Origin of the sequence: Pseudomonas sp. MPB03, from assembly GCF_046605385.1 — a bacterium.
Classification (GTDB): domain Bacteria; phylum Pseudomonadota; class Gammaproteobacteria; order Pseudomonadales; family Pseudomonadaceae; genus Aquipseudomonas; species Aquipseudomonas zanjanensis.
On record NZ_CP176770.1, the window covers coordinates 4,212,080 to 4,227,958 of the forward strand.

The following is a 15,879-nucleotide window of genomic DNA, read 5'->3' on the forward strand; positions in this document are numbered from 1 at the left end:
ACATACCCATGTGGGAGCGAGCTTGCTCGCGATGGCGGAGGATCAGTTGCCAAGTTTGTGACTGATACCCCGCCATCGCGAGCAGGCTCGCTCCCACAGGACTCTTCGCCATCAAGCCCCCACAAGGGGTTTGGGTGAGTTCATAGCCAGAAACGGTTAACATCCCTTTCCTTCGTCTACCCTCACAGAACGGCGTACCGCCCCTGTGGGCTGACGCGTCAATATTTCCTTGCCTTCCTGTATCGGAGATCCTTCATGCTCAAGCCGTCCTTGGCATTGGCCGCTGGTGTTGCCCTGTCGTTTTGCAGTTGGCTGGCGCAGGCCGCCGACACCCTGAAAGTCAGCGCGATTCCCGACGAAGCCCCGACCGAGCTGCTGCGCAAGTTCAAGCCACTGGGGGCTTACCTGGAACAGCAAACCGGCATGAAGGTCGAGTTCGTCCCCGTGAGCGACTACCCGGCCGTGGTCGAGGCGCTGGCCACCGACCGGATCGACATGGCCTGGCTGGGGGGCTTCACCTTCGTGCAGGCGCGCCTGAAAACCGGCAACGCCATCCCCTTGGTCCAGCGCGAACAGGATGCCCAGTTCACCAGTAAATTCATCACCGCCGACCCTGCCGTCAAATCCCTGGCCGACCTCAAGGGCAAGAGTTTCGCCTTTGGTTCGGTGTCGTCGACGTCCGGCAGCCTCATGCCGCGCTATTTCATGCTCCAGGACGGCATCAAGCCGGAAACCTACTTCAGCCGCGTGGGTTATTCGGGCGCCCATGACGCCACCGTCGCCTGGGTCCAGGCCGGCAAGGTCGACGCCGGGGTGCTGAACGCCAGCGTCTGGGAAAAACTGGTCGCGGCCGGCAAGGTCGACACGGCCAAGGTCAAGGTCTTCGCCACCACCCCCACCTACTTCGACTACAACTGGACCGTGCGCGGAACCCTCGACCCGGCGTTGGCGGCCAAGATCAAGGCGGCCTTCCTGGCCCTCGATCCGGCCAACCCGAAGGACAAGGAAATCCTCGACCTGCAAGCCGCCAGCCGCTTCATCGAAACCAAGCCTGAGAACTACAAGGGCATCGAGGAAGCCGCGCGCGCCGCCGAACTGCTCAAATGACCCTGCAACTGACCCAGGTCAGCGTGACCCATGCCAACGGCGTCCAGGCGTTGCGGGGCATCGACTTGCACATCGGCGCCGGCGAACAGGTCGCGGTCATCGGCCCGTCCGGTGCCGGCAAGTCGAGCCTGCTCAACCTGCTGGCCACCGCCCTGCGCCCGGGCAGCGGCGAGGTGCATCTGCTCGGCGAGCGTGCCTGGCAGCTGCCTGCCCGTCAGCGGCAGCGCTTGCGCGCGCGCATCGGCCTGATCCACCAAGCGCCGCCCCTGCCGCCACGCCAACGGGTGGTCACGGCGGTCCTGGCCGGGAAGCTCGGTCAGTGGGGCATCGGTAAAAGCTTGTTGAATCTGCTGCACCCGCTGGACATTCCCGGCGCCAGGGCGGCATTGGCCCGGCTGGACCTGGGCGACAAACTGTTCGCGCAATGCCAGCAGCTGTCCGGCGGTCAACTGCAACGCGTGGGCATCGCCCGGGTGTTGTACCAGGCGCCGGAGGTATTGCTGGCCGACGAGCCGGTTTCGGCCATGGACCCGGTATTGGCCGAACATACGCTGTCGGTGCTTTGCCAGCATGCCCGGGAACACAACGTGACCCTGGTCGCCAGCCTGCACGCGGTGGAACTGGCCTTGGCGCATTTTTCCCGGGTCATTGGCCTGCGTGAGGGGCAGATCCTGTTCGACCTGCCCACCGAGGCGGTCGACCGTCCGCTGCTCGACACGCTCTACGCCAACGATCAACTGCAGCCTTCACCAACGCCCCCTACTACCTTGAGCGTGCAGATCCCCCGATGCTGACACGCGATACCCGAGACCCCGCCACCCGCCCTCGCCTGCTGCTCAGCCTGCTGGCCCTTGTGCTGCTGTGGCCGGGCATCCGGTTCAGCGAATTGGACCTCAGCGTATTGGTGGCGAGTGACAGCCAGAGCGAGATGGGCCGCTTTGTCGCGGCCTTCTGGCCGCCCGCCCATGGCGACGAGTTCGTTGAACTGCTGTGGCAGGCCACCTTGCAGACGCTGGCCATCGCCACGGCGGGCATGGCCCTGGCGTTACTGCTGGCGGTGCCCGCGAGCCTGCTGGCCAGCCGCGCCCTGTCACTGTCGGCGGCCTCCCGTGCCGGGCACCCGGGCTATTGGGGCCAACTGCTGCGCTGGCCGGTACGCGGCCTGTTGATCTTCTTGCGCAGCGTCCCGGAAATCGTCTGGGCACTGCTCTTCGTCCGCGCCGTCGGCCTCGGCCCAACGGCCGGCGTACTGGCGATCGCGATTACCTACAGCGGCATGCTGGGCAAGGTCTACGCAGAAATCTACGAATCGGTCGACCAGCGTCCGGCCCACGCACTCTTGCAGTCCGGCAGCAGCCGCCTCGCCGCCTTCTGCTACGGGATCCTGCCCAATGTCGCGGCGGAACTGTTGTCGTACACGGTGTATCGCTGGGAGTGTGCGATCCGCGCCTCGGTGGTGATGGGTTTCGTCGGTGCCGGGGGCCTGGGCCAGCAGATGGACCTGTCGCTGCGCATGTTCGCCGGCGGCGAAGTGGCCAGCCTGCTGCTGACGTTCCTGGCACTGGTGCTGCTCGCCGATCAACTCAGCCGCCTGCTGCGCTGGAGGCTGGCATGAATCGCCTGATCAACGCGGCCATTGTCATGTGCCTCGGCGCGGCGGTCATCGCCTCGTTCGTTTACCTCGGCATCGACCTGGGCGAGCTCGGCGACAGTCGCAATCTGCACCAGATGGGCGCTTATGCGCAGCGTTTCTTCAGTCCGGACCTGAGCCCGGCCCATTTGAAGGCGATCGGTCACGGCGCCCTGGAAACCCTGGCCATGTCGGCCCTGGGCACCCTGCTCGCGGCGGTGTTCGGCCTGCTGTTGGCCTTGCCGGCAGCCGGGCGCTTTGGCTGGCCCCTGCAGAGCGCATCGCGCCTGGTGCTCAACGCCTTGCGTGCCGTTCCAGAACTGGTGTGGGCCGCGCTGATGGTCCTCGCCGCGGGGCTCGGCCCGAATGCCGGCACCCTGGCCTTGGCCCTGCACACCACCGGCGTGCTCGGCCGGCTGTTCGCCGAAGCCCTGGAAAATACCCCCTCGGAACCTGCCGACGCCATCCGCCTGCAGGGTGGCAACGCCGTGTTGGCGTTCTGTTACGGCACGCTGCCCAATCTCCTGCCGCAACTGCTGGCCTATGTCCTGTATCGCTGGGAAAACAATATCCGCATGGCCAGCGTGCTCGGCTTCGTCGGTGCCGGGGGCTTGGGGCAAATGCTCTACGTCAGCCTCAGCCTGTTCCAGGAAGCCCAAGGCAGCACGGTGATCCTGGCGATGCTGTTGCTGGTGTTGGCCGTCGACACGTTGAGCGGTTGGAGTCGCCAGCGTTGGGTCAAGGCTTGAGGGCTGTTGTGCGGCGATGAGACGGGAGATTGGTCATTAAGACCGCGACATGACGCAGGCCACCGACCAGGCCAGGCTGACACAACTGGCCGCCTCCACCGGCCCGGTGGAATGCCTGGTACCCAATGCGGGAATCGCGCCACTGGCCGACGGCCTGGACCTGACCCCAAAAAAGACTGCGCAACCCTGTGGGAGCGAGCTTGCTCGCGATAGCGGCAGCCCAGCCGACATCGACGCTGGCTGACCTGGCCTATCGCGAGCAAGCTCGCTCCCACAGGGTTACAGGCTCAGCCAAACCTACTCATCGTCTCGCCCACAGAACCGTGGCGAGGGAGCTTGCTCCCGCTGGGCTGCGCAGCAGCCCAACAAAGCAGCATGCAATTGACCTGAAACACCCCGCTGCTTGATTTCGGGGCCGCTTCGCGCCCCAGCGGGAGCAAGCTCCCTCGCCACCTTGGTGACAACTGTCGATGGGGCGGATACGCCGCTGACGGTTTCGACGGGCCGGATTCAAGCCGGCGCCAGCCCAGCCGATAACCCTATCAATGATAGCCCCTGGCCTTGCCGGGCTCTGCCAGTTGCATAGGGTAATGATCAATGGGTTTGCCGCTGAATCGCCTGCTGATGTGGGGCGTCCTGATGTTCCTCGCTGCAAGCGCTTGCGCGGCAGAGACACCGCTGCGCATCGTGACGGAGGAGTTGCCGCCCTACAACATGACGCAGGACGGGCGCGTGACCGGCATGAGCACCGAGGTGGTCCAGGCCGTGCTCAAGGAAGTCGGCATGGACGCACCCATCCAGCCCATGCCCTGGGCCCGGGCCTACGAAATGGCGCTCAATGAAAGCAATGTGCTGATCTATTCGATCGTCCGCACGCCTGCACGGCAATCGCTTTTCCAGTGGGTGGGCACCATTGGCCCGACCCAGTGGTACATCTATTCCCTGGCAGACCGGCCGGTCAAACTCAACTCGCTGGCCGATGCCCATGGTCACCAGATCGCCACGGTCAATCAGGACGTGGGCGAGCAGTACCTGGTCTCGAAAGGCTTTCGCATCGGCGAAGACTTGCAGTCGAGCACCAAGTACGAACACAACTACCGCAAGCTCAAGGTCGATCACGTGGAGCTGTGGATTTCCAATGAGCTCAACGCGCTGTACCTGACGCGCCAGAATGGCGAAGACCCGGACAAGGTGCTGATCCGCTCCTTGGCGCTGCCCGAACTGAGCAGCCCGGACGGCCTGAGCATGGCGTTCAGCCGCAAGACGCCGGCCGAAACCGTGGAGAAGTTCCGCGTTGGCCTTGAGACCATCCGGCGCAACGGGGTCTACGACGCCATCCTGCGCAAATGGTTATGACATGGATAACCCTTTCCGCACGACGTCCTCCCTGCCACCAGAGACCAAGGCGTTCAGTTCCCTGGGCCGGCGCCTGGTGCTGGCAACGCTGTTGTTCTGCCTGGTCTTTACCCTGGCCATGGTCACCTGGCGCACCTGGCAGGCCTGGGAAAACAACCTGGCGGACATGAATTCGGAATTGGCCCTGATCGACCAGGTGTTCCAGAACACCCTGGCCTACGCCATTTGGGAACTGGACCGTGAATCCCTCGACCAGCAAATCACCAGCGTCGCCGCGGCCGCTCCCGTGGGTCGCGTGGTGTTGAACATCTTGCGCCCGGGACAAGCGCCGGAAGTCATCGAACTCAAGCGCTACGCCGTCGATCAATCGGGCGTGGTGCCGGTGCTGCATCGCCAGCTCATCGCCCACCCCTACGCCGGGGCCCATGAAAAAGTCGGTGAGCTGACCATTGAAGGCGACAACAACCTGCTGTGGGAGCGCCTCTGGAGCGAAGCACGCGGCATCGTCATCACCCAGCTCATCCAGTCCTTGCTGCTGGCCGGATTGGTCATGACCATGTTCAACCGCCTGGTGACCGTGCATGTGGTGCATATCGCCCGTCACCTGGGTGAACTCGCGCCGCACACCCTCAAGCATCATCTCAAGCTGCAACGAGCGGTGCAGCGCCAGGACGAACTGAGCCTGCTCGAGTTCCAGGTCAATGAACTCCAGGACAATCTACGCGCCCACCTCGAACGCCAACACTCGGACGAACTGGCCTTGGCCGCCAGCCGCGATCAAATGGCCGAACTGGTCGAGGCCCGCACTGCGGAACTGAAGGCGGCGAACCAGTCGCTTGAAGCGCTGTCCCGTCACGATGCCTTGACGGGACTGGCCAACCGTCGCTATTTCGATGAATTGAAGGAGATCGAGTTTCGCCGGGCGATCCGCCACAACACCCCGCTGGCCGTGCTCATGTGTGACGTCGATTTCTTCAAGATCTACAACGACACCTACGGCCACATGCAGGGCGACCTGTGCCTGAAAGAGATCGCCGAAACCCTGCGCACTGTGTTCGGCCGCTCAGGCGAACTGACCGCCCGCGTAGGCGGCGAAGAGTTCGTCGTGGTCCTGCCCAACGTCGACGCGGCCCAAGCCTGCGAAGCCGCCCAACGCTTGCGCGCCAGCCTGGCGGAACGTGAGCTGCCCCACAGCGGTTCCAAGGTTTCGCCTTTCGTCACCGTGAGCATCGGCGTCGCCGAGCTGGACCCGCAGACCATGGACCATTTCGATCAACTGCTGCAACGCGCCGACCAGGCGCTGTACCGGGCCAAACACCAGGGACGCGACCGCGTCGCCCTGTAATTACTCTCGCGCGCCATGAGGTCTATCTATGCACTATCGCCTGATACTCTGCTCGTGCTTGCTACTCGCCTCGATCAGCCTGCACAGCCACGCCGACACAATCGAAGTGGTGACCGAAGACTCCCTGTACGCCCATCAGCGTGACGACAAGGTCATCGGGCCGGGCATTCGCATCGCCGAAGAAACGCTGAAAAGCGCGCAGCTCACCGATTACAGCCTGTCGCTGTACCCGTGGGCCCGGGCCTACGAAAAGGCGCTGCACGAGCCCAACGTGCTGATCTTCCCGCTGGACCGCACCCCGGCCCGCGAACAATTATTCAAATGGGTAGGTGAAATACATCGCGTGGCGAGCCGGCTCTATAAATTGCGCGACAATAAAGACATCGCCGTCAACAGCCTCGAAGAAGCCAAGCAGTACAGCATCGGCGTGGTGCGAAACGACGCCAAGCAGATCTACCTGCAACAACGTGGATTCACCCGGCTGGTCATCTCGGCCAACAACCACGACAACTTTGAAAAACTGCTGAATCGCCAGATCCAGTTACTGCCGATGCCGGAGAATACCGCGCGCCTGATGAGCAAGGATGCCCAGCTGGATTTCACTTCGCTGGAAGAGGTCTATACCCTCGACGAACAACCTCACAGAGTCCACCTGGCCTTCAGCCTGAGCACGCCGGATGACGTGGTCGCCAAGGCCCAACTCGCTTTCGAAAAACTCAAGGCGTCCGGTGAAGTCGCACGAATCATGAACGAACAGCGGTAGACTCTGGGGGATCACACCGCAAGTAACGATGAGGTATGTCCCGATGAGTAAAGCGTCCTACGTTCCGCCCAAGGTCTGGAAAAACGACGCCCCGTCTGGCGGCCAGTTCGCCAGCATCAACCGCCCAATCGCCGGGCCGACCCACGAAAAAACCTTGCCGGTTGGCAAGCACCCGCTGCAGCTCTACTCCCTGGCCACGCCCAACGGCGTGAAGGTGACCATCCTGCTGGAGGAGTTGCTGGCGCTGGGTCATGCGGGCGCGGAGTACGACGCCTGGCTGATCCGCATCAACGAGGGCGATCAGTTCTCCAGCGGCTTTGTCGAGGTCAACCCCAACTCCAAGATCCCGGCCCTGCTGGACCGCAGCGTGGAACCCGCTATCCGTGTCTTCGAGTCCGGCTCGATCCTGCTTTACCTGGCGGAAAAATTCGGCGCCCTCCTGCCCACCGATCCGGCAGGTCGCACCGAAACCCTGAACTGGCTGTTCTGGCAGATGGGCTCCGCCCCGTACCTGGGCGGTGGCTTCGGGCATTTCTACGCCTACGCGCCGGAGAAACTCGAATACCCGATCAATCGCTTCACCATGGAAGCCAAGCGCCAACTCGACGTCCTGGACCGCCGCCTTGGCGAAAGCCAGTACCTGGCCGGCGATGACTACACCATCGCCGACATCGCGGTCTGGCCCTGGTATGGGCAACTGGTGCGCAACAACGTGTACGGCGCCGCCGAATTCCTGAGTGCTCACGAATACACCCATGTGCAGCGCTGGGCGGAAGAGATCGCCAAGCGGCCGGCCGTACAGCGTGGGCAGCGGGTCAACCGCACGTGGGGCGATGAGGCGAGCCAAGTGCCGGAGCGGCATGAGGCTGGGGATTTGGGCTGAGGCCAGGTCCCATGTCGGATCGCTGGTAAACCCCGGTTTCTCGACTGGCACAAATCTCCTTGTGGGAGCGAGCCTGCTCGCGAAAGCGGTGGATCAGTTAGCCTCGATGCTGAATGTGCCGACGCCATCGCGAGCAGGCTCGCTCCCACATTGGATGGGTGGTGCAACGCGGTTTCTCGACTGGCACCGCCCCCCTGTGGGAGCGAGCTTGCTCGCGATGGCGGTGGATCAGCTTGCATCAATACTGAATGTGCCGACGTCATCGCGAGCAAGCTCGCTCCCACACTGGATGGGTGGTGAACCTCGGTTTCTCGACTGGCACCGCCCCCCTGTGGGAGCGAGCTTGCTCGCGATGGCGGTGGATCAGTTGGCCTCGATGCTGAATTTGCCGCCGTCATCGCGAGCAAAGCTCGCTAATTCCCGCTCTGCAAAAAAATCTGTTTGCCAGCTTACGAGGCCCATTGAGTTTTTTCAGGATATACACCTTCCTTCCAGAGCCTCGCTAATTTCATGCTTGCCCTCTGCGTCCATTCTCCGTCTTGGTCTAATGGGCACGCAGCAAGTACCGTTAGCGTTCCCCGCACTTTGTTTAGCCTAAGAACACCAACATCCGTACCCCGCCCAAAAGAGTAGTCAACGTACTCCTCGGTATCAGCAATCTTGTCCATTTCAATGTAAAAGGCCATATTTTTCAGTCCTACCTTCGTTACTTCGTTAACGGAACACCGCCGTTAACGCGGAACAGCGGACGATCGGAGCAATAATGAAATGGGGTGTGGCCGACGGTTTTTGCTTCTGATCGTTCGGTCATTTGCGACCTCCACTGACTGAGATGCAGCAGGACCGCGATACAGAGCTGCGGAGCAGATGAGGCTGTTTGCTTGATCTATTGATATGCATTGTTCAACTCCCTTGACTCGAAGAGCTGCCGCATCCGTTACCAAGCGAATGGGTGGCAGCTGCGCGCAGGTTGGTAAACCGGGGAATCAAGGAAACCGGCACGTCAGAAGACGTCCCACGCACAGCTGCCATAAAACAAAATCGCAGGCCTGAAAGCCTGCAATCCTGTCCGTGCACTGTTACGCCTTATTCCACCGGGTTACCAAGCCCGGTCGCTGAATGTGCAGCGACATCCAGAGCGTAACGCGACAGAAAACCTCCGGCGAGAGGCTTAGGGCCAGAATAGTGCTTTTGGTGGGATTTCCAGAAGTTTCCTACGTGAGGACCCGATGCGCGCGCAGAACCCTCCGGAACAGACACGTTCTACGGACGCGGCTCAAATTCTCGAAGCACCTTTAAGAGGCTTGATCACGCGTTGCGAGCAGAGGTACATCAAGAGGCACGGGTCTTGGAGTAGGTTTGTGGGGATCACTCAGGGCCTGTCCCCGTTTCTTCTAACCAAAGGGCTCCCTCAAAGTCTGCCCTCGTTATCCTTCAGGTTGTTTTTTTACAAAGGCAGGAAATTTAACTCCCCTCATCTTCAGCATATCTATGACAGTATTCTTCCAACGTTGTGCTTCGGAGTCTGGTGGTACCTGACGGATTTCAACACTCATTGCCAAGTCGCGCAGGTCATACGTGTAGCCATGTTCCAACAGCCAAGCGACCACCTCAAAGTTTGACAACGCGGCAGCAGCAATGGCCGCCGATTTACCATATTCATCATGGTCATTAACGTCTGCTCCGGCGCCCACGATTAGCCTGACGTTCTGCAATCGTCCTTCCCGCGCAGCACGATCCAAAGGTTTCATGCTCCTTTTGAGCCCAGTCCCTTTAGCATCACCTCCGTAACGAAGTACTAATTCCAATAGCTCCAAACTATTTCCCCCCGCAAGGAGGGCCATGGGTGAGAGGCCTCTAAGCTTTTCAGACATTAGGTTGGGATTTGCACCAGCTTTCAATAACGCTTCGACACCTTTAACGTTACGAGCGTTAAGTGCCCAGATGAGCGGAGTCGTTCCATCACTGCCCACTGTATCTACATTGACTCCTTGGGCAGCCAGTCGATTCACATCACCGGCACGCCCCTCCATTGCGGCGTCGATCAGGGCGACAACCTCAGCATCCTCAAAAACCTGAGACATCGCATTGCCTCCAAGCCGCAAGGAGGCCTGAGCAAGTCCTATATTCATAAAAACAAACCACACTAATAGAACGATTCTTGATTTCACTATTGAGGTACTCATCGCACTAAACCACCAATCAAATGCGAAAACGGGGGCAGACCACGTTTTCTAAACTAAGACAGCAATCGCTGCCCCCCGGTCGACCTCGCGGAGCTCCCCGTCCGATTACTGCTTCAGTTTCATCAAAAACGAGTCTGTCCCCGTTTCTCCCAGGCAGCGAACTACTTTCCCATACACAAAAAATCATAGGGGAGCGATTTTTATGAAATAAGCTCGAGTTTCAACAAGACGTTTTCGCACGTGACTCACATTAAAAATAAAATCTCCGCCTTCAGGGCGATAGCACGCTAGGACTTCCACCGTCTGTTGCAGAAAATCATCGTCCGGATAAGCATTATCAATCAACACTTCTAAACGATTTGCAGCTTCAATACTTGTATCGCCCCCATCAATAAAATCATCTAACAACGTCACAACATCTCTCACTTCCATATTAGTTCCCCTTTGATAAATTAAAGCGGAAATCCATTCCCACTTCCGGCTCAGGAAAAAAATCGTGCCGTAACGGTCAGCAATAGATGGTTCATATTTACTTTGACGATCTAGTTTCTCTTAATATTTATCAGATTCATCTCACTGTTCTGAAAAACAGTGACCACGTGCCGTTATCCATATCCGAAGGAGACGACAAGTAGGTTTCCGTCTCACGCCAAGGATTGCTTCTTTCGGCCATAAAAAGTAGCAAGAGGCCATCACCGAAGCATAGCGGCTACCATTTTTTCGTCTAGAGGTCAGAGACTGTTTTTTCATCGCCCTCCCCTGGCCCCCCTACGAAAGTCGCTAACCAACAGACCCAACAAACCCCAACCAAAAGCCCCTATGGACCACCCCCGCAACTAGCACAAGCTCACGCTCACAAGCCCCCCAGCCGTGACCGCTACAGCGAAAGGACTCCCCACGCATCCCTCGTACGCATCACGTCGCGCTCAACCGAGTCCAGCCATGAACCTACCGAACCTCTTCAACAAAGCCCGACCCCGCACTCAAGGGACGGTCAGCGTGGCCTGCATTTCGGGTGAACTTGACCAAACGCTGGCCAACCTACGTATCACCCCAGTACTGATCACCGGTTTCGTCTCCCCTCACCTGGACATCGACCAGGTCGCCGCCAAGATCAAGAAGCGCTTCGCCCACAGCACCATCAGCCTGTGCACGACCTCGGGTGAATTGTGCAACGCTGCGAACACGCTGTACTGCCAGACCGGCGAAACCTGGGATCGGGTAGTACTGCAGTTGTTTGACGCGAGTGTGATTGTGTCGGCCGAGGTGGTGATGGTGCCGCTGGAGTGCGAGGACATTCGCGGTGGCGACAAGCGCTTGGCCATGCGCGAGCGAATCACCCGATTGGTGAATAACATCAAGCAGGCGCAGGTGAGCACGCCTATCGATCATCGCGATACCTTGGCCTACGTGGTGTTCGATGGTCTTTCAGCTTCCGAGTCGTTCTTTATGGAAGCGCTGTATGAGTCTGGACGCTTCCCCTGCCTGTTCGTCGGTGGTTCGGCCGGGGGCAAGGCTGATTTCAAGAAGACCCTGATCAGTGATGGGCAGCGCAGTTATCAGAACCATGCGCAGATTGTCTTCCTGAAAACCGCGGCGGATGTGCGCTTCGGGGTGTTCAAGAGCCAGAACTTCCAACCGGCGGGACTGACGCTCAGCGTGCTGACCGCGTCGGTCGAAGACCGCACCATCGATCAGGTCATCGACAGCCGGGGCAATATCAAGAGCATGGTCCAGGCGCTGTGCGATGCATTCGAGTGCAGTGCCCAGGCATTGGAGAAGAAGCTGGCCGATTATTCATTTGCCATTCGCGTGGGCGAAGAATTGTTCGTGCGTTCCATTGCCCGCATCGACCATCAACAGCAGATCATCCAGCTGTTTTGCGACGTGGCGCCTGGCGAAGAGTTGGTGATGATCAAGCGCACGCCCCTGCGCGAGGCGACCCGGCTCGACTACGAGAAATTCCTCAAGGGCAAAGGCGGCCAACCGGTGGCGGCTATTCTCAACGACTGCATCCTGCGTCGGCTCAACAACAGCAGCGACCTGGGCAGCATGGCCGGTATTTTCGGGGACGTGCCTTTGGCTGGTTTCTCGACATTTGGGGAAATTCTCGGCCTGAACCTGAACCAGACGCTCACGGCGATTTTCTTCTTCAGGGTCACCAAGGGCGCCGGTTTTGTTGATGAGTACGTCGATAACTTCATCGCCCACTATGGCGAGTTCAAGGCGTTTTTCCTGCGCCGCCAGATCAAGAAGTTGGCGGGGCTGAACCATGTGGTGGTCAAGCAGATCAAGGCGTTCAAGCTGAATGATTTCAGCAGCGCCTTGGACACTCGCGGCCTGGACCCGACGATCCTGCCGGTGTTCGACGGCCTGACGGACCTGGGCCAGGTATTGGCGCAGGCCAGCCAGCAACAGGCGCAGATGGCGACGCAGGTCAAGCATTACTCCGGCGAGCTGCACCTGTCGATGGATGACCTGACAGGCACGATCGACCGGCAACATAGCGTCGCCGAGCAGGCCGGCACGACCGTCGAGCAGCTGGCCACGCAAGCGGGTGAAGCGGTGGTCGGCGCCCGTGCGCTCGCCAGTTCGAGTTTGCGCATTCAGTCGATTGTCCAGGTCATCCAGCAAATCGCCGGTCAGACCAACCTGTTGGCCCTCAACGCCGCCATCGAGGCCGCGCGGGCCGGTGAAATGGGCAGAGGGTTTGCGGTGGTGGCCGATGAGGTCCGCAAGCTGGCGGAGATCACACGTAAGAATGCGGCGGAAATCGGTGTGGACATTGATCTGCTCTCGACAGAGATCCAAGGGGTCGCCCAGCAGATCGAAGACCAGTCCGTCGCTGTGAGCGCCTTGCGGGCGATGCTCGATGCCCTGGAAGACTCGAGCCGGACCACCGAAGGCACGGCGCAACGCACGAAAGCCATTGCGGATACCTTGACCGGGCTGACCCATGCCAATGCTTGAGATCGAATCGCCCAGACAATGAATCAAGGTTAGCGCCCGCCACAGTTCCCCTTGTGGAAGATTCCTTTGTGGGAGCGAGCTTGCTCGCGTTAGCGGTGGATCAGCTGGCATCAATGCTGACTGTGCCGCCGTCATCGCGAGCAAGCTCGCTCCCACAGTTTTTTGAGTCGCTCGCAGACATCACCATCCCCCTGAATCCCTTGTGGGATCTGGGGTGCTGCGGGTGTTACCGTCAGGGAATCAACATCTGCACCTGCCCCGGCACGACGATCTTGATCACCCCGGCCCAGCTGCACATCAAGGTGCTGTTGGCGTCGATGGCTGGCATGTTGCCCAGCAACAGGGTCGGGGCGCCGCCGGGGATCCACGGGGCGGCGGTGGCCGGGATGCAGGGCATGGGGGTCAGCACGCCCAGGGCCGCTGCGGTGGCGGCGGCCACGGTGGGGTTTGCCAGGCTCATGCACATGCCGAAGGTAGTGATGTTCACCAGCGGGATGTGATCCATGATGTTCGCCGCCGGCATCCCGCCGGTCAGCAGGCGATTGACCGGCAGCACATTGAGCACCGCCGGGGCTGCGCCGAAGCTGCATTGAAGGGTCGCGGTGCCACAGACTTGCGGGCATCCCATCGCGGTTGCTCCTTTGAAAGCGACAGACCCCAAAACCTTAGCTCGCCCCTATCCAACGCGCACGCCGCCATGCATCAAGCCCGCTGATTATCCGGCAACACGCTAACCTATAAGACCCTGGCGTGCTTGTGACGCCTCCCACGCGCCATTAGATTAGCCAATGATCGATGGCCTCCAAAATAAGCAGAAGGGATAAGCATGGCGTTTACTGATCAGTCCACCCGCGTGCGCGACGGTGAAGAACTCGATGCCAACCTGATCGACCCGTACCTCAAGGCCCACATTCCCGGCCTGACCGGCCTGCCACGGATCAGCCAGTTTCCCGGTGGCGCGTCGAACCTGACCTACCTGCTGGAATACCCCGAACAGGAATTCGTCCTGCGCCGGCCACCGTTCGGCCACAAGGCCAAGTCCGCCCATGACATGGGCCGTGAGTTCCGCATCCTCAACCAATTGCGCGATGCTTTCCCGTACTGCCCCAAAGCCTATGTGCACTGCACCGACGAGTCGGTGATGGGCGCCGAGTTCTACGTGATGGAGCGGGTCAAGGGCATTATCCTGCGCGCCGAGCTGCCGCCGGAGCTGGGTTTTGACGCCGAGCGCACCGAAGCGCTGTGCAAGAGCTTCATCGACCGCCTCGTCGAACTGCACCGCGTCGACTACAACGCTTGCGGCCTGGCCGACCTGGGCAAGCCCGAAGGCTACGTGGCCCGGCAGATCCGTGGCTGGAGCGATCGTTATGAAAAAGCCCTGACCCCTGACGCGCCGAAGTGGGAAGCGGTCAAGGCCTGGCTCAACGACAAGATGCCCGCCGACCACCCGACGTCGAGCATCGTCCACAACGACTACCGCTTCGACAACGTGATCCTCGACCCGGAAAATCCGATGCGGATCATCGGCGTGCTGGACTGGGAGCTGACCACCCTTGGCGACCCGTTGATGGATTTGGGCAACAGCCTCGCCTACTGGATCGAGGCGGACGACCCGGCGCCGGTACAACTGTTGCGCCGCCAGCCCAGCCACGCGCCGGGCATGTTGACCCGCCGTGAGTTCGTTGATTACTACGCCGAGCGCGCAGGGATCCGCATCGACAACTTCGACTTCTACTACACCTACGGCCTGTTCCGCCTGGCCGGTATCGTCCAGCAGATCTACTACCGCTTCTTCCACGGCCAGACCCAGGACAAACGCTTCGCGCAGTTCGTTCAGATGAACAAATTGCTGGAGCAGATGAGCCTGCAGGTCATCGCTAAATCCACGCTCTGAGCGCCCTCATAACAAGGAAACAGCATGTCCAAGACCCAGTTGTTCGACCTCGACGGTAAAATCGCCTTCGTTTCCGGCGCCAGCCGCGGCATCGGCGAGGCCATCGCCAAACTGCTGGCCCAGCAAGGCGCCCATGTGATCGTGTCCAGCCGCAAGCTCGACGGTTGCCAGCACGTGGCCGATGCGATCATCGCCGCCGGCGGCAAGGCCACCGCCATCGCCTGCCACATCGGTGAAATGGAGCAGATCAGCCAGGTGTTCGCCGGCATCCGCGAACAGTTCGGGCGCCTGGACATCCTGGTGAACAATGCCGCCACCAACCCGCAGTTCTGCAACGTCCTGGACACCGACCTGGGTGCGTTCCAGAAAACCGTGGACGTGAACATCCGCGGCTATTTCTTCATGTCCGTGGAAGCCGGCAAGCTGATGCGCGAGAACGGCGGCGGCAGCATCATCAACGTGGCGTCGATCAACGGTATTTCGCCAGGGATCTTCCAGGGCATCTACTCGGTGACCAAGGCTGCGGTGATCAACATGACCAAGGTCTTCGCCAAGGAATGCGCGCAGTTCGGCATCCGCTGCAACGCCCTGTTGCCGGGCCTGACCGACACCAAGTTCGCCTCGGCACTGGTCAAGAACGACGCCATCCTGAAGACCGCCTTGGCGCAGATCCCCCTCAAGCGCGTAGCCGACCCGAGCGAAATGGCCGGCGCGGTGCTGTACCTGGCCAGCGATGCGTCGAGCTACACCACGGGCGTGGCGTTGAATGTGGATGGTGGGTTTCTTTCCTGAGGATATAACCTTGTGGGAGCGAGCCTGCTCGCGAAGGCGTCAGGTCAGTCGGCCTCGATGTTGACTGGACTATCGTCTTCGCGAGCAGGCTCGCTCCCACAGGAATGTTTGCCAGCAACGAAATGAATATTTATTCCAGTATTTGCAATTAGAGAATATTTATTCCATAAAGAACCCTTCTGAAAATAAAAACTCAAAAGGGCT

General features: G+C 60.2%; 15 protein-coding genes and 2 pseudogenes. 13 read left to right on the forward strand and 4 right to left on the reverse strand.

All coding sequences use genetic code 11. The annotated features are described in order from the left end of the window. The first annotated feature begins 255 nt into the window (after positions 1-255). The 9 genes and pseudogenes from ACLH0I_RS17940 to yghU all read left to right on the forward strand — a co-directional run bounded on the left by ACLH0I_RS17940 (position 256) and on the right by yghU (position 7,833). Positions 256-1,107, forward strand: a complete 852-nt coding sequence (locus tag ACLH0I_RS17940; protein ID WP_186707370.1) for a putative selenate ABC transporter substrate-binding protein — start codon at positions 256-258, stop codon at positions 1,105-1,107. Continuing rightward, a complete protein-coding gene (locus tag ACLH0I_RS17945; RefSeq protein ID WP_411384977.1) occupies positions 1,104-1,901 on the forward strand; it encodes a phosphonate ABC transporter ATP-binding protein in 798 nt (265 codons plus the stop codon). Before ACLH0I_RS17940 ends, ACLH0I_RS17945 begins: the two co-directional genes overlap by 4 nt. Beyond that, complete coding sequence (phnE, locus tag ACLH0I_RS17950) at positions 1,895-2,722, forward strand: phosphonate ABC transporter, permease protein PhnE (RefSeq protein WP_186707368.1); 828 nt, start codon at positions 1,895-1,897, stop codon at positions 2,720-2,722. Before ACLH0I_RS17945 ends, phnE (ACLH0I_RS17950) begins: the two co-directional genes overlap by 7 nt. Further along, complete coding sequence (phnE, locus tag ACLH0I_RS17955) at positions 2,719-3,486, forward strand: phosphonate ABC transporter, permease protein PhnE (RefSeq protein ID WP_411384978.1); 768 nt, start codon at positions 2,719-2,721, stop codon at positions 3,484-3,486. The genes phnE (ACLH0I_RS17950) and phnE (ACLH0I_RS17955) overlap by 4 nt, the downstream gene beginning before the upstream one ends. A 46-nt stretch (positions 3,487-3,532) precedes the next feature. Then, positions 3,533-3,649: pseudogene (locus ACLH0I_RS17960) on the forward strand (short-chain dehydrogenase); the annotation flags it as partial. Between the two features lie 434 nt (positions 3,650-4,083). Further along, positions 4,084-4,842: a substrate-binding periplasmic protein gene (locus ACLH0I_RS17965; protein WP_250963663.1), complete on the forward strand. Its 759-nt coding sequence runs from the start codon at positions 4,084-4,086 to the stop codon at positions 4,840-4,842. Between the two features lies 1 nt (position 4,843). Then, complete coding sequence (locus ACLH0I_RS17970; RefSeq protein ID WP_411384979.1) at positions 4,844-6,187, forward strand: GGDEF domain-containing protein; 1,344 nt, start codon at positions 4,844-4,846, stop codon at positions 6,185-6,187. A 28-nt stretch (positions 6,188-6,215) separates the two neighbouring features. Next, complete coding sequence (locus ACLH0I_RS17975; RefSeq protein WP_411384980.1) at positions 6,216-6,950, forward strand: substrate-binding periplasmic protein; 735 nt, start codon at positions 6,216-6,218, stop codon at positions 6,948-6,950. A 43-nt stretch (positions 6,951-6,993) separates the two neighbouring features. Then, positions 6,994-7,833: a glutathione-dependent disulfide-bond oxidoreductase gene (yghU, locus tag ACLH0I_RS17980; RefSeq protein ID WP_411384981.1), complete on the forward strand. Its 840-nt coding sequence runs from the start codon at positions 6,994-6,996 to the stop codon at positions 7,831-7,833. A 706-nt stretch (positions 7,834-8,539) separates the two neighbouring features. Here yghU and ACLH0I_RS17985 read toward each other — a convergent pair. The 3 genes from ACLH0I_RS17985 to ACLH0I_RS17995 all read right to left on the reverse strand — a co-directional run bounded on the left by ACLH0I_RS17985 (position 8,540) and on the right by ACLH0I_RS17995 (position 10,451). Further along, complete coding sequence (locus ACLH0I_RS17985; protein WP_186707362.1) at positions 8,540-8,644, reverse strand: DUF3077 domain-containing protein; 105 nt, start codon at positions 8,642-8,644, stop codon at positions 8,540-8,542. Between the two features lie 616 nt (positions 8,645-9,260). After that, the gene (locus tag ACLH0I_RS17990; RefSeq protein WP_250963660.1) at positions 9,261-10,019 is read right to left on the reverse strand and encodes an ankyrin repeat domain-containing protein; all 759 of its coding nucleotides are present in this window, start codon (positions 10,017-10,019) and stop codon (positions 9,261-9,263) included. Positions 10,020-10,202: 183 nt separating this feature from the next. Further along, positions 10,203-10,451, reverse strand: a complete 249-nt coding sequence (locus ACLH0I_RS17995; RefSeq protein WP_250963659.1) for a hypothetical protein — start codon at positions 10,449-10,451, stop codon at positions 10,203-10,205. 510 nt (positions 10,452-10,961) lie between these two features. Here ACLH0I_RS17995 and ACLH0I_RS18000 point away from each other — a divergent pair. Together ACLH0I_RS18000 and ACLH0I_RS18005 are read left to right on the forward strand one after the other, a co-directional pair. After that, positions 10,962-12,116, forward strand: a pseudogene (locus tag ACLH0I_RS18000) (FIST signal transduction protein); the annotation flags it as partial. Positions 12,117-12,488: 372 nt separating this feature from the next. Continuing rightward, entirely contained in the window at positions 12,489-12,989 is a 501-nt protein-coding gene (locus tag ACLH0I_RS18005; RefSeq protein WP_411387527.1) for a methyl-accepting chemotaxis protein, read from the forward strand. A gap of 232 nt (positions 12,990-13,221) precedes the next feature. On the opposite strand, the gene ACLH0I_RS18010 is transcribed toward ACLH0I_RS18005, so the two are convergent. Further along, positions 13,222-13,617 (reverse strand): DUF4280 domain-containing protein, encoded by a 396-nt coding sequence (locus ACLH0I_RS18010; RefSeq protein ID WP_053122765.1) that lies wholly within the window; start codon positions 13,615-13,617, stop codon positions 13,222-13,224. A gap of 198 nt (positions 13,618-13,815) precedes the next feature. Here ACLH0I_RS18010 and ACLH0I_RS18015 point away from each other — a divergent pair, with 198 nt between their 5' ends. Next, entirely contained in the window at positions 13,816-14,883 is a 1,068-nt protein-coding gene (locus ACLH0I_RS18015; RefSeq protein WP_411384982.1) for a phosphotransferase family protein, read from the forward strand. Positions 14,884-14,907: 24 nt separating this feature from the next. After that, positions 14,908-15,675, forward strand: coding sequence for an SDR family oxidoreductase (locus ACLH0I_RS18020; protein ID WP_003180553.1), 768 nt, complete (start codon positions 14,908-14,910; stop codon positions 15,673-15,675). Positions 15,676-15,879: the final 204 nt, after the last annotated feature.

Bases quoted from the DNA above. Each gene is read 5' to 3' on its own strand.
- ACLH0I_RS17940 (WP_186707370.1), top strand. From the start codon at position 256: ATGCTCAAGCCGTCCTTGGCATTGGCCGCTGGTGTTGCCCTGTCGTTT.
- ACLH0I_RS17945 (WP_411384977.1), top strand. From the start codon at position 1,104: ATGACCCTGCAACTGACCCAGGTCAGCGTGACCCATGCCAACGGCGTC.
- phnE (WP_186707368.1), top strand. From the start codon at position 1,895: ATGCTGACACGCGATACCCGAGACCCCGCCACCCGCCCTCGCCTGCTG.
- phnE (WP_411384978.1), top strand. From the start codon at position 2,719: ATGAATCGCCTGATCAACGCGGCCATTGTCATGTGCCTCGGCGCGGCG.
- ACLH0I_RS17965 (WP_250963663.1), top strand. From the start codon at position 4,084: ATGGGTTTGCCGCTGAATCGCCTGCTGATGTGGGGCGTCCTGATGTTC.
- ACLH0I_RS17970 (WP_411384979.1), top strand. From the start codon at position 4,844: ATGGATAACCCTTTCCGCACGACGTCCTCCCTGCCACCAGAGACCAAG.
- ACLH0I_RS17975 (WP_411384980.1), top strand. From the start codon at position 6,216: ATGCACTATCGCCTGATACTCTGCTCGTGCTTGCTACTCGCCTCGATC.
- yghU (WP_411384981.1), top strand. From the start codon at position 6,994: ATGAGTAAAGCGTCCTACGTTCCGCCCAAGGTCTGGAAAAACGACGCC.
- ACLH0I_RS17985 (WP_186707362.1), bottom strand. From the start codon at position 8,644: ATGACCGAACGATCAGAAGCAAAAACCGTCGGCCACACCCCATTTCAT.
- ACLH0I_RS17990 (WP_250963660.1), bottom strand. From the start codon at position 10,019: ATGAGTACCTCAATAGTGAAATCAAGAATCGTTCTATTAGTGTGGTTT.
- ACLH0I_RS17995 (WP_250963659.1), bottom strand. From the start codon at position 10,451: ATGGAAGTGAGAGATGTTGTGACGTTGTTAGATGATTTTATTGATGGG.
- ACLH0I_RS18005 (WP_411387527.1), top strand. From the start codon at position 12,489: ATGGATGACCTGACAGGCACGATCGACCGGCAACATAGCGTCGCCGAG.
- ACLH0I_RS18010 (WP_053122765.1), bottom strand. From the start codon at position 13,617: ATGGGATGCCCGCAAGTCTGTGGCACCGCGACCCTTCAATGCAGCTTC.
- ACLH0I_RS18015 (WP_411384982.1), top strand. From the start codon at position 13,816: ATGGCGTTTACTGATCAGTCCACCCGCGTGCGCGACGGTGAAGAACTC.
- ACLH0I_RS18020 (WP_003180553.1), top strand. From the start codon at position 14,908: ATGTCCAAGACCCAGTTGTTCGACCTCGACGGTAAAATCGCCTTCGTT.